Annotated in this window: 18 protein-coding genes; 6 read left to right on the forward strand and 12 right to left on the reverse strand. The window is 42.0% G+C overall.

The features are described 5' to 3' along the window. Nucleotides 1-49 precede the first annotated feature (49 nt). On the forward strand, nt 50-766 hold the full coding sequence (locus V6252_RS12315; RefSeq protein ID WP_341610629.1) for a DUF1499 domain-containing protein: 717 nt from the start codon (nt 50-52) through the stop codon (nt 764-766). Nucleotides 767-863: 97 nt separating this feature from the next. Here V6252_RS12315 and V6252_RS12320 read toward each other — a convergent pair whose 3' ends face one another. Then, nucleotides 864-2,579, reverse strand: a complete 1,716-nt coding sequence (locus tag V6252_RS12320) for a DUF262 domain-containing HNH endonuclease family protein (RefSeq protein WP_341610630.1) — start codon at nt 2,577-2,579, stop codon at nt 864-866. Nucleotides 2,580-2,912: 333 nt separating this feature from the next. On the opposite strand from V6252_RS12320, the gene V6252_RS12325 reads away from it, so the two are divergent. Next, nucleotides 2,913-4,373 carry a lytic murein transglycosylase gene (locus V6252_RS12325; protein ID WP_341610631.1) on the forward strand — a complete coding sequence of 487 codons (1,461 nt, stop codon included), beginning with the start codon at nt 2,913-2,915 and terminating at the stop codon, nt 4,371-4,373. Nucleotides 4,374-4,490: 117 nt separating this feature from the next. Here the strand turns inward: V6252_RS12325 and V6252_RS12330 are convergent, their stop codons facing one another. From V6252_RS12330 to V6252_RS12345, 4 genes are all read right to left on the reverse strand, one after another. Continuing rightward, a complete protein-coding gene (locus V6252_RS12330) occupies nt 4,491-4,790 on the reverse strand; it encodes a hypothetical protein (RefSeq protein WP_057761845.1) in 300 nt (99 codons plus the stop codon). 201 nt (nt 4,791-4,991) lie between these two features. Continuing rightward, nucleotides 4,992-6,002, reverse strand: coding sequence for a DUF4062 domain-containing protein (locus tag V6252_RS12335; RefSeq protein WP_341610632.1), 1,011 nt, complete (start codon nt 6,000-6,002; stop codon nt 4,992-4,994). Nucleotides 6,003-6,173: 171 nt separating this feature from the next. Further along, entirely contained in the window at nt 6,174-7,163 is a 990-nt protein-coding gene (gene murI, locus V6252_RS12340) for a glutamate racemase (RefSeq protein ID WP_341610633.1), read from the reverse strand. A 209-nt stretch (nt 7,164-7,372) separates the two neighbouring features. Further along, nucleotides 7,373-8,149, reverse strand: a complete 777-nt coding sequence (locus tag V6252_RS12345) for a DUF1285 domain-containing protein (protein ID WP_341610634.1) — start codon at nt 8,147-8,149, stop codon at nt 7,373-7,375. Between the two features lie 551 nt (nt 8,150-8,700). Here V6252_RS12345 and V6252_RS12350 point away from each other — a divergent pair. After that, nucleotides 8,701-10,338, forward strand: coding sequence for an electron transfer flavoprotein-ubiquinone oxidoreductase (locus tag V6252_RS12350; protein ID WP_102093511.1), 1,638 nt, complete (start codon nt 8,701-8,703; stop codon nt 10,336-10,338). A gap of 136 nt (nt 10,339-10,474) precedes the next feature. Here V6252_RS12350 and V6252_RS12355 read toward each other — a convergent pair whose 3' ends face one another. Continuing rightward, the gene (locus tag V6252_RS12355; RefSeq protein WP_201608209.1) at nt 10,475-11,971 is read right to left on the reverse strand and encodes an alanine/glycine:cation symporter family protein; all 1,497 of its coding nucleotides are present in this window, start codon (nt 11,969-11,971) and stop codon (nt 10,475-10,477) included. A 773-nt stretch (nt 11,972-12,744) separates the two neighbouring features. Between V6252_RS12355 and V6252_RS12360 the strand changes: the two genes are divergently transcribed. The 3 genes from V6252_RS12360 to V6252_RS12370 all read left to right on the forward strand — a co-directional run bounded on the left by V6252_RS12360 (nt 12,745) and on the right by V6252_RS12370 (nt 15,595). Continuing rightward, nucleotides 12,745-13,005, forward strand: coding sequence for a DUF4212 domain-containing protein (locus V6252_RS12360; protein WP_057761855.1), 261 nt, complete (start codon nt 12,745-12,747; stop codon nt 13,003-13,005). A gap of 3 nt (nt 13,006-13,008) precedes the next feature. Then, on the forward strand, nt 13,009-14,877 hold the full coding sequence (locus V6252_RS12365) for a sodium:solute symporter family protein (protein ID WP_341610635.1): 1,869 nt from the start codon (nt 13,009-13,011) through the stop codon (nt 14,875-14,877). 169 nt (nt 14,878-15,046) lie between these two features. Continuing rightward, a complete protein-coding gene (locus tag V6252_RS12370; RefSeq protein WP_341610636.1) occupies nt 15,047-15,595 on the forward strand; it encodes a hypothetical protein in 549 nt (182 codons plus the stop codon). A gap of 63 nt (nt 15,596-15,658) precedes the next feature. Here the strand turns inward: V6252_RS12370 and V6252_RS12375 are convergent, their stop codons facing one another. The 6 genes from V6252_RS12375 to V6252_RS12400 all read right to left on the reverse strand — a co-directional run bounded on the left by V6252_RS12375 (nt 15,659) and on the right by V6252_RS12400 (nt 21,222). Further along, the gene (locus tag V6252_RS12375; RefSeq protein ID WP_114701886.1) at nt 15,659-16,264 is read right to left on the reverse strand and encodes a rhomboid family intramembrane serine protease; all 606 of its coding nucleotides are present in this window, start codon (nt 16,262-16,264) and stop codon (nt 15,659-15,661) included. A gap of 40 nt (nt 16,265-16,304) precedes the next feature. Further along, on the reverse strand, nt 16,305-17,357 hold the full coding sequence (locus V6252_RS12380; RefSeq protein ID WP_341610637.1) for a 5'-nucleotidase: 1,053 nt from the start codon (nt 17,355-17,357) through the stop codon (nt 16,305-16,307). 246 nt (nt 17,358-17,603) lie between these two features. Beyond that, the gene (locus V6252_RS12385; RefSeq protein ID WP_101204395.1) at nt 17,604-18,893 is read right to left on the reverse strand and encodes a TRAP transporter large permease; all 1,290 of its coding nucleotides are present in this window, start codon (nt 18,891-18,893) and stop codon (nt 17,604-17,606) included. Continuing rightward, nucleotides 18,890-19,417: a TRAP transporter small permease gene (locus V6252_RS12390; protein ID WP_341610638.1), complete on the reverse strand. Its 528-nt coding sequence runs from the start codon at nt 19,415-19,417 to the stop codon at nt 18,890-18,892. The genes V6252_RS12385 and V6252_RS12390 overlap by 4 nt, the downstream gene beginning before the upstream one ends. 18 nt (nt 19,418-19,435) lie before the next feature. Further along, a complete protein-coding gene (locus tag V6252_RS12395) occupies nt 19,436-20,494 on the reverse strand; it encodes a TRAP transporter substrate-binding protein (RefSeq protein ID WP_341610639.1) in 1,059 nt (352 codons plus the stop codon). A gap of 380 nt (nt 20,495-20,874) precedes the next feature. Then, complete coding sequence (locus tag V6252_RS12400; RefSeq protein ID WP_341610640.1) at nt 20,875-21,222, reverse strand: hypothetical protein; 348 nt, start codon at nt 21,220-21,222, stop codon at nt 20,875-20,877. Between the last annotated feature and the right edge of the window lie 203 nt (nt 21,223-21,425).

A 21,425-nucleotide genomic window follows, 5' to 3' on the forward strand; every position in this document is an offset into this window, starting at 1 on the left:
AAACTCATATAACCTTTAACAAGCTGCTAAATCGCAACGGAGAAAATGAATGAAAATGATAGTCGGTCTAATGAGTGTAATTGCTGCTCTGCTAGTCGCTCTGGCAGGCCCATTGTATAAGTTTGGCATTGTAGAATTAGGGACTGCTTTTACAGGGTTTAAATTTGGGTTATTTGCTGGTATCGCAGCATTGGTATTGTTAGCTATACAGCTATTATTTAGAAGAAATACAGCCAGTATTGGGAGCGCACTAGCCTCAGCCGTACTTGCTGTCGCTGCAATTGCTGTCCCGCTCGGCATGATGAATACGGCCAAAAATGTACCACCTATTCACGATATTTCTACCGATTTGGTAAATCCGCCTGAGTTTGTCGCGATTGCACCACTACGTGCAGATGCACCAAATCCCGTAACGTACGCAGGCGCAGAAGTAGCTGAACAACAACGTGCAGCCTATCCTGATTTGCAGACATTGACCTATACTCAATCGAGGCCTGAGTTAGTTGAAGCAGCTAAACAAGCCATAGAAAATTTAGGGTGGGAGCTGGTCAATACTGATGCAGACAAAGGCATCATCGAAGCAACAGAGACGACTGCTTGGTTTGGTTTCAAAGACGATGTGATCATTCGTGTGACTGACAACGATAGCGAGCGCTTAGTTGATATCCGCAGTAAGTCACGAGTTGGACAGAGCGATTTGGGCAAAAATGCGGCGCGGATTCATAAGTTGATTGAAGAGTTGGATGGGGTTTTGGGAAGTAAATAATTGTAAGGCAGTTTGGAACCCAAGCGTGCTCAGAGTTTATAGAGTATTCTACAAACTCTAAAAAGTGCTAATACAAATACCTAAAAATTACTATAGCTTAGGATATTTCTGATATCTTCCAAATACTAGTTGCACGATTTGCTAGCTGTTTTTGACGGTTATCTATACTGTTCAGATTCCATTTAGTATAATTTTCTGGCAAATTTTTAGTCATTGTCAGACTGCTTGTAGAATAAATTATCAGTTTTTCTTGATAGGACTTGTTGCCTGCATCACGATTACTGCTAGTTTCTAGCAAAGTCATATTACCCAGTCGATAAGTCATTGAGTCAACTTTAGTATCTTCAATATTATTCCAAGAGTCGTCGGGGTTTTCAGGTAAGATATGCTCAATATTAAATTGCTCATTATTTTCATCGACAGCCACACCACTAACTACTTTTTCAATTTCACATAAGATGTGACGAACAATTTTTTTATTACGATTATCAGTAGTTTTTAGTTGTTTAGCGATAAACGCATTTCTGAAAACATCATCTTCAGGATAGATTTCATTTAAAGATTTGATTACTGACTGCGCTGATTTCAGTTCATTGGACTCAATCTTAACCGCTATCTTGTTGTAAAATCGCTCTTGTTCATTAGGTGGGTTATTACAAATTACATTATAACGGAATGAAAGTATGCTTATCGCACGTACAATTGATAGAAATCCTTTTCTATCACTTTCAAAAAATTTCTCATAACTTGCAAGCAATACTGAAAAAGGCTGTTTCACTCTATACATAGTCAATTGTTTGAGATGCTTTGACTCTTCAGACCATCGAGAATCTTGTATATCTTTCAGTGCAGTATACGCATCGGCTGATAGCTCAATTTCTTTAACCAGCCTAAATGCATCTTCTTTATTCCTAATATGCTTACGAATCGTTTTAAATAAGTCAGTTTTACGTATAAGTTTATGCCGGCTATTCCAATAAACTCGTAAAAACTCAGGAAAACTTTCGTTTCCTAATGATGTAATAATGCTTTCCCATCGTTCTTCTAAGTGTTTGATTTGACTATCATGTAAATCATCAACACTAGCTAATGAGAATAGGTAATTTTTTAATAAATCAGTAGAAGAAAGACGCACGCCTCGCGCATTCAACGTTTCAAATACTTTGAAGGCATTAAGTTCATCATTTACAGTAATAACCGTAAAAAACAATTTATCTACTAAGTCATCGAGGAATTGAGCAAAGTCCTGACCACTAGATTCCTCCATCCCAAACCTCTGCTTCATCTTACTTTTGAACCAATCAAAAGCTTTGCGAATTCTGTGCTCAGACGCATGGAGTCCACGCTGTGGTAACTTATCCAGCGTAATTAAGTGATTACGATAATACTTATCATTGTGTCTATTCAATTTTAATATTGGTGTCTCAATAAGAGTAACTGGATCAGTATAACCAATATAGTCGTTTTTCAATTGATGTAAGCGTTGGCTATTACGATCAGCATCAACATCATTACTTATCATATCTTTTAAAAAGCTTAGTCCTGCTAGTATTAGAATACTTAGTGTGGTTAGACGCTGTTGACCATCAATAATATCAAACTGTTTATTATTTGTAGTTTGAAGTACCAGATAACCCATATAATGTGCAGATTCCGCATCTTCAATAAACAGTGCTTCTATATCTTGCCACAGCTCTTCCCATTCTAAATCGGCCCATGAATAATCACGCTGAAAGGGAGGTACACTATAACGTAAGCCGTTACCTAACAACTGACGGAAAGTACTATTTGTGGTATTAAAATTCATGGTCATACTTTTTCCTCAAAGAATCGAAGCGTGCGCTCAACTATTTCTAATAGTGAAATTTAAGATTAATCTATTCATATTCATAAGGTAAGCAATATAGAACTGATAATAGTATAGCAATGCTGATAAAAATAGTCTGACATGTTGATCTAGCATTTCTGGTTGAAAAAATCTTTTTAGCTAAGAATCCTCTTCTAATCTCACGGCAGCGTCAATTTATCGTAACCATTTATAACCTTGGTACTGCGACAGCTTTTCTTTACTGTTTAGATTGGTTACTCTACGTTAATATCATTTTTTGCCTTTCGATAACTATTTTAACGTTTATAGGATGTTTTCATGCGTTTGACTCCTTTTTCTACTTTGTCGCTGCTTAGTGTTGCTGTCGGCATCAGCCTTGCTACCACTGCTCAAGCCGCGCAGCCGCCAGCACCTGATTTATCCAATAGCGAGTTTCAGCAGTGCTTGAACAATCTAAAAAACTCTAGCAAGTTTAGCGGTGTTGATGGCTATACTTTTAATAACTATCGCCCAAGCCAGCCTGATCCTAGTGTCATTCAGTCACTGAATTATCAACCAGAGTTTCAAAAAGACGTCTGGGACTATTTATCAGCATTGGTAGACAAAGAGCGTGTCGAGGACGGTATCCGAGCCAAACGTCAATGGGGCTCGACTCTACGTCAAATCGAATCGCGTTATGGCGTAAAAGCTGAACACGTGCTCGGTGTCTGGGGTGTAGAATCAAACTTTGGTCAAACGCTAGGTAAAAAACCATTATTTGAGTCTTTAGCGACCTTGTCTTGTTTCGATCGTCGTCAAAGCTATTTCCAAGGTGAGTACGCCAATGCGCTAAAAATCGTGCAAAACGGTGATATCGCACCTAATGATATGACAGGATCATGGGCAGGTGCTTTTGGACAGACGCAGTTTATGCCGAGTACTTTCTTAGAATTAGCCGTAGATTTCGACGGTGATGGACGTCGTGACTTGGTCAATAGCGTCCCTGATGCACTCGCTTCTACAGCAAACTTCTTGGACAATCGTGGCTATCGTACTGGCGAACCTTGGGGCTATGAAGTCAAACTACCTGATGGGTTCTGGGCTGCTTCTAATCGTAAAGACAAAAAGTCAATAAGCCACTGGCGTGACCAAGGTCTAACGTTGGCTAATGGCAGTCCGTTACCATATGACTTGAGCAGTGCAGGCTTATTATTACCAGCTGGGATGGAAGGCCCTGCTTTCTTGGTGGGTAAAAATTTCGACACTTTCTACTCTTATAATGCCTCAGAAAACTACGCGCTGGCTATCGCACACTTATCAGATCTAATCACTCGCGAAGACAGCAGCAAAACAGACTTTATCACTGCGTGGCCGACAGATGATCCTGGTATCAGCCGCCAGCAGGCCAAAGACATTCAGCAAGCGTTACTAAATGCCGGTTATGATATCGGCGGTGTAGATGGCATCATCGGAGACAATACTCGTACCGCTATCCAGCAATACCAGACTAGTCGCGGTATTTTCCCAGCTGACGGACGCGCAGGTCAAAAATTCTATCGTGCCATCGTTGGTAATGCAGCGCCGAGTCAAACTCAATACGGCCAGCCTGCAAACAGCCAACCCCTGAATCCTGCATCTGCCGATCGCATGGGACAGTTAATTCAGCAGCAAACGACTGCTCCTAGTAGCTACTCATCTCAACCATCAGTGAGCTCATCAACTTCCGGCAATACACGTTATCGCCGCGTTACTGATGCCGATGGCACTATCAAACTTGTCCGTATAGACCAAGGTTCATAGTAGCAAGATAAGTGATGCTATTTAGACGCATTAAAAAAGCCACGCTAACGATAGCGTGGCTTTCTTATTTATAAATAGTTATTAATAGAACTTATCTCATTTTCTCAAAATACGTATCTAGACAATAGGTGGTGGCTTAGGCTGACCATTGTCACCATTCCAATTTTCGCGAGCTTTGTCGTCTAAATCGGCTGCCGTTTTTGGCTCCCACTTACCGTTTTCTTTCCAAGTCGCATCGCCCCAATCTTCATCTTCGGCTTTACTGTCTAAATCTTTGTAGGCCTTGCTAGGATCTATACCGCGACGTTTCATATCTGCTACTTGCTCTTCTAACGTATGAAACTGATCAGCATCATGCATAGACTTTTCTAGACCATCAATCTCTCTTTTTAACTCGTCATTTTTAGCATTGCTCATCGTACGCTCTCCCTAATTATTAATATTATAGTTGTCATTCTAAAACAGCTAACGTTGTTAGCATAGTTAACTGACTGACTTCATTATTACGGGTCTGAGGTATATTCACAAGCATTGCACGTATGCTTTGTATTACAAAACGTAGTCGTGATGCCAAAGTAGACGTTTTAGATGGCTATTTTTGAACGCGCTAGCGAATAATTACTCGTCTTGTTTATTCGTATTTGAGGTATGATTTTGCAGTAGGTTTTTTGCGTAGAAGGTAAGCTTCCAAAGCTCTTGTGATACACGCGTACCATAAGTCATCAGTTGTATCCAATTTGCACCGACTAGCTTACGTTGCAAATTATTAATATCAGCTTGAGAGATTTGGCAGCGTGAGACAGCATGAACGTTTGGCATCTCTTTTTTGATGTCTACTTCCGCTTTAGCGGTAATCAAACGATTGATGGCATTTTGCAAGCCATAGCTCGAAAAAGTAGATGGTATTCTCATGAGTGTCATGAGTATCTCATGCCACGAGAGTGTTAGTGACCTGGTTACGTCCGTTAGATTGCCGCCTTCATAAGCTTGAGCACTGTATTGAATCTCAAAAAACTCTATTAACTCAATTGGCTCACTAACCTTATCCGAGATAAAGTCTTCGTCATCAGGACTGTCTTTCTCTACCTTGGTAGTACTAGGTAATACATCGACGGTCTTCTCATGAACGACCTTTTTACTAGTTGTATTCTCTTCGTCATTCGCTCTGACCCAGCCACCTACCATTTTATTATTGGCGATTGCATTATAATGAGCCTGTACTAGCAATGGCTCAATATCTTCTTCCGTATCATAGTAATGTAGCTGGTTGTCTTGCTTGGTCACTAACTTAATAAACTCTTGAAGTTGTCGGCTGATAACAGCGTCTGGAGAGTGGTTTTTAACCAGCACAATTAGCGGCTTAAGCTTTGCTTTGGCATTTAGATAACTCAAATGCATCTGGCTGACGCCGTTTTTTTGCACAGTCCCATAGCTGTCGCCAACGATCATGACTGCGTAATCACAAGAGTCAATACACTGACGCCCATAAAAAGAGGCTTTAGATAATTTACTAGAAACATCATAGGTCAGAAATGCGCGCGCCTGAAAAAATATCGCTAAGCTGTCTAGAACCAACAACTGGTCGTTGTCAGCGCATATAATATGAATATGATAGCGACGATTCGGCACAATTACCTCTAAGCGTAGGTCGTGACATAAAAAGGATAAGGTGTGAGATAGAACACAAAAATCTTGTCTTGCTCAGCCTAGCATACTCTTAGCTTGAAAAGATGCACTCAATTTATTTTAACTGAGTCAGCGTTGCATACAGCGTATTGATATCACTAGCTTTGATAATAACTAGTGAGAGTAGTATTGCAATGCCATTTCTGTACCGAGTAAGCGCTCAACTAAAGCGCATAGTCTATCACTATATTTAGTGGCGTGAAAAGTTAATGGCAGTCTAGTAATGGTATTTTTATTACTGGTTTTTTGTGACAGATTTTCTCGTTTTTCACTCATCAATGATGCAGACAAGTTGTTTGCAATCAATAGCTGTCTAACCCGTTCAGCAATCGCTTGACCAGAATCAATAACTTGTATTGATAACTGCTGCTGTGCAATCTCATCTAACAAGAATGTCTTAAAAAACGGATAATGTGTACATCCCAGCACTAACTGATCAATACCTTCATTAGCAAATATCCGTACCAGTTTACGTAATCTTTCGGCTGTCTCGTCTTGTTCTGACATACCTGCTTCTACCCAAGGTACCAGTTGCGGATCAAAATACTTAGTGACTACTGTATTATTAGGTTTAGCAAAATTGACAATAACATCATTTAATAAGGTGCCATTCAAAGTCGCTTTGGTTGCCAGCACCGCTACATGAGCACTCTTACTGGCCAGTACCGCAGGCTTTAGTGCAGGAACAAGACCCACAATAGGGATATGTGGATAGCAGCGTCGGGCAGTATCTAGCGCATATGCTGAGGCGCTGTTACACGCAATAACTATTAGCTTACAACCTTGCTGATGTAACCACTCTACGGCCTTTAGTGTTAGCGCTTCAATATCTTCGCTGTCGCGATTGCCATAAGGTACGTTCAGCGTATCGGCGTAATATACGTAACGCTCAGTAGGCAGCTGCTGTGCTAAATGCAAGTAAACAGACAAACCGCCAACACCAGAATCAAACACTCCAATGGGCGCGCTACGGTTTTTATCGCTTACAACTGTATTACCAGCATGTTTATTGACATCTACTAGATCAATAGCTTTGGGACTTTGGTCAACAGATATATCGACACACGGTCTGAGCTTTCCGACTGTCTGGTTTTTGATATCCATCTTTATGCTAATGCCATTATCATATTATTCATCAATCTCATTACCCAGTTAAATGCGCTATATGTATATTGCGTGTGTGGCGTTACTCTACGTCAGCTATCTATCAACTACCTTTATACGATAGGAATTTTTCAGACCAATAGAATCAGGCGACATTATAAAATTATAGCACTCATTGGCATACAGCAATTAAGAGATAAACATAATACCTAATCAGTAGGCATCGATAATGAATAAGACTGACCACCACTTTGTAACGTTAATATCGTCTTACCATTGTCTTCTGATAATGCTCCAATTTCAGTCAGGTGATAAAAAGTATTGCGGCCAATAAGCGCAGTCAAGCCATTTCTAACCATCATGTAAGGGCGTACCTGTTCTGTAGACGCTAATTCCTGAGAATCTGCAACATCGTCAGCGGTACTCACTTGATTTGCTTGATTCGCTTTATCACTGTTATTAGAGTCGCTGTCATTAGAATCGCTCTTATTAGAGTTATACGCCTTTAATACGATCGGATGCTCATCGTCTAAGCGAACCACATCTCCTGTCGTCGTTGTAAACTCCAACCAACTCATATCATCTTCATGGACAATACCAACATCATTGATCAGAAGTGGCGCATCTTCTACTTGGATACGGATTTTCTGTACAGGGGTTTTCAGAAAGTACTCAGTAATGCCATTATTTTCTTCTTTCCATAGTATCGTGGCAAACAAGCTGACCAGTGACTCACGGGTCATTTTCCCGCCTTCATGCCACCACTCTCCGTTTGCCTTGATAGTCAAATCCATATCAACAATATCTTCAGGATGCCATTTTTCAAGCGGTGGTATTGCACGTCCTTCGCGAGTCCCTTTTGCAGACTTAATATACTGGCTTAGCGCATCCAAATTATCTAAGCTGCCTAGGCTAGAAGTCTTGCTGGTTGGTGCTTCCGCTATTCTCTCATGGATATCTTCAGTGCTATTATTATCTTTATTCATTATTAATCCCTTTATTTAGTATTCAAAGTTTGGCTTATCTATTATTACTATAAATTTTTGTTTCAGGTATGATGAAACTTTATCGTTATAACAACCTCACTTTCTTAACATTACCTTAGCATCGATACTCATAAATGCGTATCGTGTTTGTAGGACTTTTCTTTTATAATGAGTAACGATTTTTTATTGAAATGGTCAAGTGGGTGTTGTATTGATGACACATCTTACGTTATGCGTTGATATCCTTAAATAAATTGGTATTAATCATGACGGGTCAATTGATGCCGCAAAGACAGTTTTATCGGGCAGCCATATGTCTGAGTGACGTTAGCGCCGCAAGTCTATTATTCAGTTGTTAAGCTAATGATGCCCTGAGATAAGCCACTAAAAGTTTAGGAGTAGGTATGCAAGAGCAAGACAATCAAACGCCAGTTATCGATGGTAATACTGTGAATGCTGACGCGCCAGTAGCGACAGAGACCGCAACGCTAGATAAAGCAGAACCAGTCGTAGCGCCAGTTGCCGCGGAACCTGAAGTCGAACGCGAATCAATGGAGTTCGATGTCATCATCGTTGGTGGTGGACCTGCAGGTCTGTCTGCTGCCATTCGTTTGCGCCAGCTCGCTATTGAAGCTGGTAATGATGAGTTTATGGTTTGTGTGGTCGAAAAAGGCTCTGAGTTTGGTGCCCATACGTTGTCTGGTGCAGTCATCGAGCCACGCGCTCTAAATGAGCTAATTCCTGACTGGAAAGAAAAAGGCGCACCGCTTAACGTGCCAGCGACAGAAGATCGTTTCTATTATTTAAACTCTGCCACACGCTCAACTAAAGTGCCTGATTCTTTGATTCCAGGTCCGATGCACAATGATGGCAACTATATTGTCTCGCTAGGTAATGTCGTTCGTTGGTTAGCCGTACAGGCAGAAGAGCTTGAAGTTATGATGTTCCCAGGCTTCCCTGCCGATGACATCTTATACAACGACGACGGTTCGGTCAGAGGTGTGTTAACTGGTGACATGGGTGTGGCGGCCAATGGTGAAGCCAAGCCAAGTTTTGAGCCTGGTTATGAGCTCCTTGCCAAATACACTATTTTTGCCGAAGGTAGCCGTGGACATTTAGGCAAACGCTTAATCAGCCGCTTCGATCTAGATAAAGACTCTGATCCTCAGCATTATGGTATCGGTCTCAAAGAGCTATGGGAAGTTGAGCCTGAAAAGCATGAGCAAGGCGTTGTCATGCACGGTCTTGGCTGGCCATTGACTGAAACAGGCTCTACTGGTGGCTGGTGGTTGTACTTTGATGAAAACAACCAAGTAAGCTTTGGTCTTGTGGCTGATTTGTCTTACCACAACCCTTACATGTCTCCATTTGATGAAATGCAGCGCTTGAAAACGCACCCTGTTATCAAAAACGTTTTAGAAGGCGGTAAGCGTATTTCTTACGGCGCACGTGCATTGACCAAAGGTGGTCTAAACTCATTACCGAAGTTCACCTTCCCAGGTGGCGTGTTGGTAGGTGATGACGCTGGTTTCTTAAACCCAGCAAAAATCAAAGGCACACATACCTCGATGAAGTCAGGCATGCTCGCAGCCGAAGCTATTTTTGAGGCGCTGCAAGCTGAACGTCAGCATGATGAAGTGGTTGCTTATAGCACAATGTACAAAGAGTCATGGTTGTATCAAGATAACTATGAGTCGCGCAACTTCTCACCGGCGATTCACCGTATGGGTCTATTCATGGGCGGCGCTTTCACCTTTATCGAGCACAACTTGCTAAAAGGTAAAATGCCATTTACTTTACATGACAATATCCCAGATTACGATCAGTTGGAGCGTGCTAATCATGCTTATCAACCAACTTATCTTAAGCCTGATGGTAAGTTGGTATTTGATAAATTGTCGTCGGTATTTATCTCTAATACCAACCATGCAGAAGATCAGCCAACGCATCTAAAACTTACTGATCCGACGGTACCTATTTCAATCAACTTACCGTTGTATGCTGAGCCTGCACGTTTATACTGCCCAGCCGGTGTGTACGAAGTGGTCAAAGACGCTGAGGGCGCTAAGTTTGTCATCAATGCACAGAACTGCGTGCATTGTAAGACCTGTGATATCAAAGACCCTTCACAGAACATCACTTGGGTAACGCCAGAAGGTGGCGGTGGTCCTAACTATCCAAACATGTAAATCAGGATAATTCTGGTTTGAGCTGGTACAGTTAATATCATTAAAACTGTACTTCAATAAAAACCGCCCTTCTCTTTATAAGAGAAGGGCGGTTTTTTAATGCTTAGAACAAGCAACTTTTACCAATCAATGCTGCTTAATCTGTCCAAGCATCACGGTTGGCTTCATCTCTGAGTTTCACAAAGTTATCAGGATCAAACTTAATCTGATCGCCTGTTTTACCCTCTTTTACCTGACGCTCATAGTCCCGTAGTATTCTTAGCGCTACAGGAGACAAGAGCAAAATAGCCACTAAGTTGACTAAGGCCATCAGGCCCATAGATAAGTCAGCGAAGTTCCATATAGCAGGTAGGCTAGCAACAGAGCCGATAAATACCATACCTAATACCAAAAAGCGGAAAATCATGATCATCACTTTGGCGTTTTTGGCACCAGAGATAAACTCAAGATTTGACTCACCGTAGCTATAGTTGGCGATGATAGACGTAAATGAGAAGAAGAAAATCGCAATCGCCACGAACACCACACCTAGGTCCCCCACATACTGTGATAAAGCTAGCTGAGTTAACTGAATACCTTCTTGCTCGACATTAGGGTCGACCACACCAGACAAGATAATAATCGACGCCGTCGCGGTACAAATGATAAGGGTATCCATAAATACGCCAAGCATTTGCATAAAGCCTTGTACTGCTGGGTGATCAGGATGACTCTTCGCCGTTGCTGCAGCATTCGGCGCTGAACCCATACCTGCTTCGTTAGAGAACAATCCGCGTTTGATACCGTTAATCATTGCCTGCGCAATACCATAACCGATGACACCGCCTGCCGCCTGCTCAAAACCAAATGCTGATTTTACAATCAACGCGATCGCTGCTGGGAATTGACTAAAATTAGTCACGATAATGAATAGTGCTAGCAAGATGTACAAGATGGCCATCACTGGTACGATTTTACCCGCGATACGAGCTACTGAGCGCAAACCACCGAATACCACTGGCGCTACCAGTACTACCAATACCAAACCTGTCATCCACGTTGGCACACCAAAGGCTTCATTGGTCGCTTGAGCGATGGTATTGGACTGTACACCATTGAACGCCAAACCAAAGGCCACTAACAAACATAATGAGAAAAACACAGCAAGCCAGCGTTTACCTAGACCTTTTTCAATGTAATAAGCAGGGCCACCGCGGTACACATTGTCATTGTGCGGTACTTTGTAGGCCTGTGCTAAGGTTGACTCGATAAAGCTGGTCGACATACCGACCAGTGCTGTCATCCACATCCAGAATACAGCACCTGGTCCACCTAGATAGATTGCAATTGCCACACCTGCCAAGTTACCAGTACCAACACGTGCGGCCAACGACGTCATCAATGCTTCAAATGAGCTGATACCACCATCTTTGCGGCCTTGATTGGACACGCGTAGCAACTTCCACATATGACCAAAATGACGAAACTGAATAAAACGTGTCACGACGGTAAAGTAAAGACCCGCACCAATTAGTAAGAACATCAGTAATCCATACCAAGGGTTGCTAGCAATCAGCCAGTCATTGTTACCCCAGATAATACCGACACCATAATTTACGATGTTATTAAACCAACCTACTATCCCTTCGTTCATATGGGCTCCTTATTCATTCTTTATATGCGTTACTTAAATTTCATATCGATATCATATTTTGATTGCCATGGACTATATAAGCCTCTGTGCAAAATACCTGATACCAAAAAGACACGTGCATGATATAGATATTGAGCGACATGTGACCATCACGTTTACTTATCGATTTCATATAATTATTTTTAAAATAAATAATGCTTATGTTTCAGCTTATATAGAATAGATTAAGTGATAATTTAATCGCACAAATTACACAATCGCCGTACCGTTTCCGTAACGTTAGGTTTTTTAATGAATGCCAAACAAACTAATTGTTAGTAATTTAATTATTATTCATGCGCAGTAGTTTGCAATTATATTTATTAAACCGTGCTAATATAAATTCTATATCCGTTTAGACTGTTTTATAGTTATCGAAGCTATCAAGCAGTACAAGAAGCTATCAGGCAGCATAACAGGATAGCGTGTTAAAAAGATTAAAACTCTTGTCAGGAAGACGAGATTGTTAAAAAGACACTGGATAGTCCACCCTTCTGTCTTCCTCAAGAAACACTGTTTTACCATTCGATGGTTTAGGTCAATACGATACTTAAATAGTTAACTACTTTTATTTGAAGTAGAGAACTATCAAGCATTAAACGTACTATCACGCATCATCGTTTTAACTATATAAAGCAGTACCTGATTATTTTTTATCCTTATTATGGTAAGAAATAATCGCAGTTCTTTTTATATTGTTGGTATTTTTTAGGGAAGACAAAAGGAGTTGTCCTATGAAAGATCATAACGATCCATCCGGTTATTGGCGTGCCAATGTCCGTCTCATCTTAGGTAGCCTAGTAGTTTGGGCACTATGTTCTTATGGTTTTGCTATTTTATTGCGTCCTCTTTTAGCCGGCATCAAAGTCGGCGGCACTGACTTGGGCTTTTGGTTCGCTCAGCAAGGCTCCATCGGGGTGTTTATCATTTTAATTTTCTTCTACGCATGGCGTATGAATAAGTTAGATAAACAATATGGCGTAGATGAGGAATAGACCATGAGTCAGTATTTAGTTAATATTATTTTCGTAGGCCTATCTTTCGCTCTGTATTTTGGTATTGCGATTTGGGCTCGGGCTGGGACAACCAGTGAATTCTATGTGGCGGGCGGCGGTGTACATCCAGTAGTTAACGGTATGGCGACAGCTGCTGACTGGATGAGTGCGGCATCTTTTATTTCTATGGCAGGTTTGCTTGCTGCTGGCGGTTATGGCGCATCCACCTACTTGATGGGCTGGACAGGTGGTTATGTACTACTAGCCATGCTCCTGGCGCCTTACTTACGTAAATTTGGCAAGTTCACTGTGCCTGATTTTATCGGAGATCGCTTTTATTCAAAAACGGCTGCAATGATTGCTGTGGTTTGTTTGATTATTGCCTCTACCACGTACGTTATCGGTCAGATGACAGGTGCTGGTGTCGCATTTTCACGCTTCTTAGAAGTAGATAACAACACAGGTCTTATTATTGCTGCGGTTGTTGTATTCTTTTACGCAGTTCTTGGCGGTATGAAAGGGATTACCTACACGCAGGTTGCGCAGTATGTGGTTCTGATGATTGCTTATACCATTCCTGCTGTCTTTATCTCACTTGAATTAACCGGCAATCCAATTCCAGGTTTGGGTCTATTTTCAAACCATATCGAATCTGGTGTGCCTATCCTAACCAAGCTTGATCAAGTCGTGACCGATTTGGGATTCACAGCGTATACGGCTGACGTACCTAACAAGCTAAACATGGTGCTGTTCACCTTATCACTCATGATTGGTACGGCTGGTCTACCTCACGTTATTATTCGCTTTTTCACAGTTCCTAAAGTCGCTGATGCACGTTGGACGGCTGGTTGGACATTAGTGTTTATCTCTTTATTGTACTTTACAGCACCTGCTGTTGGCGCAATGGCACGTTTAAACCTTATCGATACTATCTATCCACAAGGCGTTGCAGAGCCTGCTATCGACTATGACCAACGTCCAGATTGGATGAGAACTTGGGAAGATACTGGCCTGATCAAATATACTGACCTTAACAATGATGGTCGTATCCAGATGTATAATGATAGTGGACTGGGCGCTGCAGAAGTTGCACTGACCAATGCACAGACTGAAGGCGGTGATGTAGGCGCTGCGACGACTGCGGTTGAAACAGCACGTGCTGCACATGATCTAGAACTTGATGGCCGCTTTGTAGATGCAGGTTGGGCTGGTAACGAGCTCGACGTCAATGCTGATATCTTAGTATTGGCTAACCCAGAGATTGCACAACTGCCATCTTGGGTAATTGGTTTGATCGCCGCAGGTGGTCTCGCTGCGGCACTATCAACTGCTGCTGGCCTATTGCTCGCTATCTCGTCAGCGATTAGTCATGATTTAATCAAACGAAACCTCAATCCAAACATTACTGACAAAGGAGAGCTCAAGGTCGCACGTATCACGATGGGTATTGCGATTGTGGTTGCTACTTACTTAGGTATGAATCCACCAGGGTTTGCAGCACAGGTAGTTGCATTGGCATTTGGTATCGCTGGTGCATCCCTCTTCCCTGCACTAATGATGGGTATCTTCTCAAAACGTATTAACAACCTTGGCGCTATCGCTGGTATGTTGACAGGTTTGATCAGTATCTTGGTTTACATCTTCGTCTTCAAAGGTTGGTTCTTCATCAGCGGTACTGCCAACTTCCCTGATACAGCGGAGTACTGGCTATTTGGTATCTCACCACTATCATTCGGTGTGATTGGTGCCCTGCTTAACTTTATCGTTGCATTCATTGTTTCTTATGCGACCAAAGCGCCACCGCTACACATTCAAGAATTGGTTGAAAGCGTTCGCTCACCACGCGGTGCAGGCGGTGCGGTCGACCATTAATCTGACGAATGATGATATGTCTTCTGTTACTATACATCACTCACTGGCAGCCACTGCTGGTGAGTGATTTTTTATCTAATACTTATTAAAATAATAGTTAGATGATTGTTTTGCTTTGTCCACTTGAACATACCTGACTAAAAGTGCCTAGCGCATTAAGGAATATTTTATGCTTTTTGAGTTTATCGCTACCATAGCTGCTGCATTTGGCATGGCTGGATTGGCACTGATCATAACTCACCTCTGTAAACTGTCAGGTAAACGCGCGCCAAAGTGGCTGATTCCCTTATTTGCTGCGATTGGTATTTTTGGGTTTCAGGTACATCAAGAATATAACTGGTACGGTCAGCAAGTCCGTCAGCTGCCGGATGGTGTTGAGGTCGTGAAAACTGCCGAAAGTACAGAATGGTTTCGCCCGTGGTCTTATATTAAACCGCAAGTCTTGCGCTTTATTGCGGCAGATACGGGCAATGCTAGCATGCATGCAGAAAATCCAGATATGCATTTAGTTAATTTGTATTTGTTTGAAAGACGCAGAAGCGTGCAAAAGATTTTACAGGTAATAGATTGTACTACACCTGCCCGAGCAGACTACGTGATACCAGAAAAAGACAGCAAGCTTACAGTTGATGAACATGTAAAGCAAACCACTGCATGGCGAGAGCTGACTACAGATGACCCTTTATTTATCAAAATCTGTACTGATGCAAGCGTCTGATCCAATAACGCTTAGTACGGTTATGATTATTCTGGTTCATTAAATGCTGGTAGTAAGTTGCTTTTAATAGCGTTGAGAAGCAGCTGAATAAGTATGCTTTGAATTAGCTCCCAGCAATAGCCCCGCACACAAACCACCAAAATGTGCCGCAAACGAGATACCTTGTTGCGGCATCAATCCTTGCTTAATGGTCAGCCAATAGCCAGTCCCCATGACAATACAAGCAATCAGATAACCCCAGCGTCGCGCAAATATAGCCCCGCCTATCATATAACCTAACATTGCAAAGCAAAGCCCTGATGCGCCGATATGGATAGAAGATGGCGACCCGATAACCCAAGTGACCAGTCCTGAGGCGACAACCAGTTTAATTACTGTGCGATAAGCATTCTTTTCAAACAGTCCAAACAAAAAAAGAATTTGTAATAGCGTCACTGTATTGCCAGTCAAATGCGACAAATTGCCATGCATGGTCCATGAAGCAAATACCCCTATCATACTACCTACATCTAAAGCACGCGGTACAATACCAAAGATATTCCACATACCAAATAAGGCCACTTCATTTAGAAAAAACATGCCCCACATCGGTATAAGCACAAAAGCATACAGTCCGATGACCTGCTTTATTCGTACGACAATTAAGTTAAGCAACTGCTGCCAATTCATATACCATCCTATCCTTATTACCTAGATTCTTTATGCCTACTTAATGATTTACAGCAAACAATGGATGCACAGCAGGTTTGAATGATAACAATGATGCGTCTTCATCAGTAGTGAGATAGTTATCACCATGCAATAATGACGTTGAATGATACGGAACCAAGGCCGTAGGAATAAAGCGACGTGCCGCGTCAATATGCTTGATAGAATCATCAAAGAAGATGTGCGGCGCAAATGTTCTGAGTACCGCTGTTTTCTCTAATCCTCCCAAAAAAAACGCCATATCAACATTCACGCCCCACTCTCGTAGTGTCTTGATAGCACGTAAGTCAGCTGGCGCATTGCGCGCGGTCACCAGCGCAATTTTTATTGGTGAGTATTTTAGACCAGCAGGTAGGCGCTCTTGCAGATTTGATAATTTAATCAATAATTCAGCATAAGGGCCTTTTTCAATTGGTAAATCACGCATCTGTACTTCACGATCATGAAAGGCTCGTAGCCCTTTTTGTTTGTATAGCAGTTCACCTGAATCATCAAAAAGCACCGCATCCCCATCAAAGGCAATGCGCAGCTGCTCAGTATCTAGCTCATAAGTATTCACAGGCGTCGCATCTAATATGGCACAGGCACAGATATTAGCATCCGCAACTTGTTGAGCATCTTCACGATTAGTGGTCAAGAACAGATCAACGTTAAAGTCTTTAATATAAGGCGTAACAGGGCTACCTGAAATAAAAGCAGAACGGGAGATATTGATATCATGTTCTAGAATTGCATTAAGTACCTGAATACCAGTGTCTGGACTACTTTTTGAGACGATGACGACTTCGACCAATGGTGTTTCAATGTCTGAATCTCGTCCATCACTATTATCACAATACTTATTTAGGTTTAGTAACGCTTTAATTAGCGGATAACCTGCACCAATATTCAAGGAATCATTTTCACGCTCGGTCATGTACTCCCTAAACTCTTTTATAGCACTTGTAGGACGTTGCTCTAGCAGCTCTAGCAAATAGTTTTCTGACTCCGTCAAATCAAAAAGTGCCGTCGCAGAAATTGCAACGATAAGCGTATTACTAAAATCGACAGCCATGACTATCTCTACTTATAAAGTTATATAGGAAAATGAATGCAAACCAGTTTACTACATTCATAAGCCTTTATAACACTAAGAAAAGTTATCATCATGCAGCGTCATAGATTGTGAGTTTGTAAAATGTCCTTCTCTTAATTCTTAGTCAAAATGTCAGCCAATAAAAAAGCCACACTGCTTCATTAGCAATATGGCTTCATACAAGAGCTCTATAAACTATGGTTTAAGTTTTAGTTTAGATTCAGCCTACCCGAGCAGCACAAGCGAGATGGCAGGGAACATCACCAAGATAACCAAACGAATCACATCAGAGACAATGAACGGTGCCACCCCGCGGAACATATCACTTAGCTTAATGTGCGGTGCCATCGCCTTAATCACAAAGATATTCATCCCCATCGGCGGCGTAATCAAACCAAGCTCCACCGTCAATACCGCAATGATGCCAAACCAGACTGGATCAAACCCTAACGCTAGAATGATGGGATACACTACAGGTATGGTGATTACCAGCATCGCTAAGGCATCCATGAACAATCCTAATAGGAAGTACATGAATAGGATACAGATCAGAACAATCATTGGACTGACCGCCAACCCACCGATCCAAGATGCCAAGGTATAAGACAGGCGCGAGACTGAAATAAAATACCCTAATGCCTCTGCACCCAGTAACATAAAGAACACCACGGCAGAGAGCGCGAGTGTCTCAATCAGTGACTGCTTGAGCCCATCTAAACGCATGCCTTTAGCAAAGGCATAGGCCCAAGAGACAAACGCCCCTACTGCCGCCCCTTCTGTTGGCGTAAATAACCCAAAGAAGATACCAGCAATAATCACGATAAAGATAAAGCTAAATGGTATCAGACCAGTCAGCGACAGTAACTTAGCTTTCCACGTGGTTTTCTCACCACGTTTTGCTAGATGCGGTTTCCAGCGTACCATCACCATGACGGTGAGTGAGTACATTACCATACCGAGCATACCGGGTAAAAAACCAGCGATGAACATGTCACCTACTGACTGCTGGGTTAAGATGGCATAGACCAGTAGAGCAATACTGGGCGGAATCATAATACCAAGCGTACCACCAGCGGCTAAGATACCGCAGGCAAAGCCTGGCTGATAACCGTACTTCTCCATTTGCGGTAGCGCCACTTTGGTCATGGTAGAGGCAGTGGCAAGTGATGAGCCTGAGATAGAGGCAAAGATACCGGATGAACCAATACCTGCAATGCCCAGACTACCCCTTACCCCGCCAAATATGGTTCGGGTGGCTTCAAAGAGTTTACCTGCCATGCCGGAGTGAGTAGCAAACACGCCCATGAGAATAAATAAGGGAATGGCACTAAAGTCATACTTTGCTAAAACATCAACTGGGATGTCTTTGAGCATTTGCAGAGCACCACTAGGCGCGGTAACCGCACCAAAACCGACTAAGCCTACACCTAACATGGCAAGTGCAACGGGTACGCGTAGGACGACAAGCAGGATCATGACCACTAGGCCAATCGCACCGATAATTTCTGGACTCATGCGCCTGTCTCCTCGGCGTCAAAGAATTCGCCTGTCTTAAAGATGTTGATGGATTCGATCAATGAGCGAATGGCGAGTAGGATGCTTAAGAATGCACTAATCATATAGATAGGCATCATAGATATTCGAAGATCCTGGGTGACTTTGCCATACTCTAGAGCATCAATGGCGCTCTCGTAGAGCCCCCATGAGAAGACGATGCCAATGATAAAGAAGCCCATCATAAAGATACCCATAAGGTAGCCTTTAATAGACTGTGGCATTTTCTGGGTGAAGACGTCGACGATGATTTGTGAGCGTTCGACAAACGCGGCAAAAGCAGCTAGTAATGCAAATAGCATAAAGTAGGAGACAATCTCTACACTGCCTTTGACAGTAAAGCCAAACTCACCGCCGGTGAGTTTGAAGATGTAGCGTGCGACAACGTCGAGCATGGTGGTTAGGACGATGATGATGAGACTCACCCCACCGATAAACTGGCATAATCTAGAGATTAAGACGCTGAGCTTGACTAAAAATGCCATGTGACACCTCCAATTAGGTTAGACCTTACAGGCAGCACTGGCAGCTTTTGCTTTTTCATAGACGCCATCAGCATCTAAACCCAAAGCGTTAACGTCACTTAGATATTTTTGAGTTCCTCTTTCAAGTGGCCCTTTCCAATCTGGATCATTTAGCGGATCAGGAATTTCGACAATTTCATCACCCTTATCTTTAGCAGCTTGAATTGCCATCTGGTCATGCTTATCAAATACTTCACCAACTTTACTGGCCAACGCCATTCCTGAGTTTTTATCCAAAACTTGTTTTAGATCGTCAGGTAAATTGTCATATTTGTCCTTGTTCATCGTGACCATAAGCGCTGAACTATAGAAAGGAATGTTGGTATGATATTTAGTAATCTCATCAATTTTAAATGCTGTTACCGCCTCCCAAGGGAAACTTAAACCATCAACGACACCGCGCTGTAGAGAGGTATACATATCGTTTGCAGGTAAACCGACTGGTGAAGCACCTGCACTTTCGATGATATCACCTGCCACAGCTGAAGGACGGCGAATACGCATACCTTTCATATCTGCAGGCGTACGAATTAACTTATCCGTTGTATGAAGTGCACCAGGTCCCCCACCATACATAAACAGTAAATGAGTATCTTCATACTCACTCGCCAAAGTACCATCATCGTATAGGGTCTGTAGCATACAGCCCATTTGAGTTGCTGAATTTGATAAACCTGGAAGCTCAGTAATCTGAGTCAAAGGAAAGCGACCATTGGTATAACCATGCGCTTGTGAACCGATATCGATCGTACCTTTGGCAGCAGATTCATAAGTAACGTCTGCTTTAGCAAGGCCCGCGGATGGATACAGTTCAACTTTTAGACGACCGTCAGAATCTGTTTCTATCTGTTTTGCCCAAGGCTCAAAAACTTCTGTACTGATAGATGAGGTTGCTGGCCAAAAATGTGAAAACCGTAGCACGGTAGTTTCTTGAGAAGTCACTGATGAGCCATCAGTCGTATCAGCAGATTGGTTAGAACAGCCAAGAAGACTAATAGCGGCTAAAGCACCAATTGAAAAAAGAGGAGCTAACTTCATTATCAATTCCTTTTGATAATTATGAGAATAGGAGTAATGTGTTACGAGCAGACAATCTGATTCATCCTAGATTAAATTGTCTACAAGGTTTAGATATATTTTTACATACCTGTAATAAAAGTACAGTTTAAAATTAGCAGCTATAATGATAGAAGTCAAATCATTTTGAGCAGATTATGAAGGGTATATTCATATTATAGATATATTTCTGATACTTGAATTGTCTATATAGATAATAGTAAAAATTAAGCAGACTAAAATAATTCCTCATAAAAAAGCTCTCAGCCTGTTATCCAGTTGAGAGCTTTTTTATATAGATACTATATGAATTCATAGAAGCTGCTCTAGGCAGTTATACAAATCATAATAGTGGTGAAGCACTACTCTTCCATCTGCCACTTATCATCTACCCATACAGCATCGTTATCATCTAGATGCACATGCCATTCTGCATCAGTTACCGCAAGGCGAATCTTGGTCAAACATTGTAGCCAATGCTCTAAGGTATACATAAGATCTTCTACATCTAGACTAACAGGTAACTTTGTAGCTCCTGCTAATATGACCTCTGACTCACTATCATCGTATGCATAGAGATCAAAAGTCTCTGCATCATCTGCATGCTCGAATTTGTCATTATATTCATCAACTATTGACGCAATCTTTTCTTGCTCCTGTTGAGTCAAGAGGGTAGAACGTTCAGCAGTATAATAGAGTGAAACGCCCATAATGTGCTCCAAAATAAATGACAGATAGTAGATTCTAGAATTGAATAAATAGTATCACATCAAAATGATTTGTAGAAAGGTTTGAGTTTTGACCAAAGTATCTAGCGCTAAACTTTCTGACACCAAGCACTGGCATTAAAACCACACACAAAGAAAATCCCCCGACAAGCTAATGTCGGGGGATATTTCAGAATAGAGAGCTG

The sequence above is a fragment of the Psychrobacter proteolyticus genome (assembly GCF_038155145.1).
Lineage (GTDB): Bacteria > Pseudomonadota > Gammaproteobacteria > Pseudomonadales > Moraxellaceae > Psychrobacter > Psychrobacter proteolyticus_B.

Excerpts from the sequence above, each read along its gene's own strand:
- V6252_RS12315 (WP_341610629.1), top strand. The coding sequence starts at position 50 with ATGAAAATGATAGTCGGTCTAATGAGTGTAATTGCTGCTCTGCTAGTC.
- V6252_RS12320 (WP_341610630.1), bottom strand. The coding sequence starts at position 2,579 with ATGACCATGAATTTTAATACCACAAATAGTACTTTCCGTCAGTTGTTA.
- V6252_RS12325 (WP_341610631.1), top strand. The coding sequence starts at position 2,913 with ATGCGTTTGACTCCTTTTTCTACTTTGTCGCTGCTTAGTGTTGCTGTC.
- V6252_RS12330 (WP_057761845.1), bottom strand. The coding sequence starts at position 4,790 with ATGAGCAATGCTAAAAATGACGAGTTAAAAAGAGAGATTGATGGTCTA.
- murI (WP_341610633.1), bottom strand. The coding sequence starts at position 7,163 with ATGGATATCAAAAACCAGACAGTCGGAAAGCTCAGACCGTGTGTCGAT.
- V6252_RS12345 (WP_341610634.1), bottom strand. The coding sequence starts at position 8,149 with ATGAATAAAGATAATAATAGCACTGAAGATATCCATGAGAGAATAGCG.
- V6252_RS12350 (WP_102093511.1), top strand. The coding sequence starts at position 8,701 with ATGGAGTTCGATGTCATCATCGTTGGTGGTGGACCTGCAGGTCTGTCT.
- V6252_RS12355 (WP_201608209.1), bottom strand. The coding sequence starts at position 11,971 with ATGAACGAAGGGATAGTAGGTTGGTTTAATAACATCGTAAATTATGGT.
- V6252_RS12360 (WP_057761855.1), top strand. The coding sequence starts at position 12,745 with ATGAAAGATCATAACGATCCATCCGGTTATTGGCGTGCCAATGTCCGT.
- V6252_RS12365 (WP_341610635.1), top strand. The coding sequence starts at position 13,009 with ATGAGTCAGTATTTAGTTAATATTATTTTCGTAGGCCTATCTTTCGCT.
- V6252_RS12370 (WP_341610636.1), top strand. The coding sequence starts at position 15,047 with ATGCTTTTTGAGTTTATCGCTACCATAGCTGCTGCATTTGGCATGGCT.
- V6252_RS12375 (WP_114701886.1), bottom strand. The coding sequence starts at position 16,264 with ATGAATTGGCAGCAGTTGCTTAACTTAATTGTCGTACGAATAAAGCAG.
- V6252_RS12380 (WP_341610637.1), bottom strand. The coding sequence starts at position 17,357 with ATGGCTGTCGATTTTAGTAATACGCTTATCGTTGCAATTTCTGCGACG.
- V6252_RS12385 (WP_101204395.1), bottom strand. The coding sequence starts at position 18,893 with ATGAGTCCAGAAATTATCGGTGCGATTGGCCTAGTGGTCATGATCCTG.
- V6252_RS12390 (WP_341610638.1), bottom strand. The coding sequence starts at position 19,417 with ATGGCATTTTTAGTCAAGCTCAGCGTCTTAATCTCTAGATTATGCCAG.
- V6252_RS12395 (WP_341610639.1), bottom strand. The coding sequence starts at position 20,494 with ATGAAGTTAGCTCCTCTTTTTTCAATTGGTGCTTTAGCCGCTATTAGT.
- V6252_RS12400 (WP_341610640.1), bottom strand. The coding sequence starts at position 21,222 with ATGGGCGTTTCACTCTATTATACTGCTGAACGTTCTACCCTCTTGACT.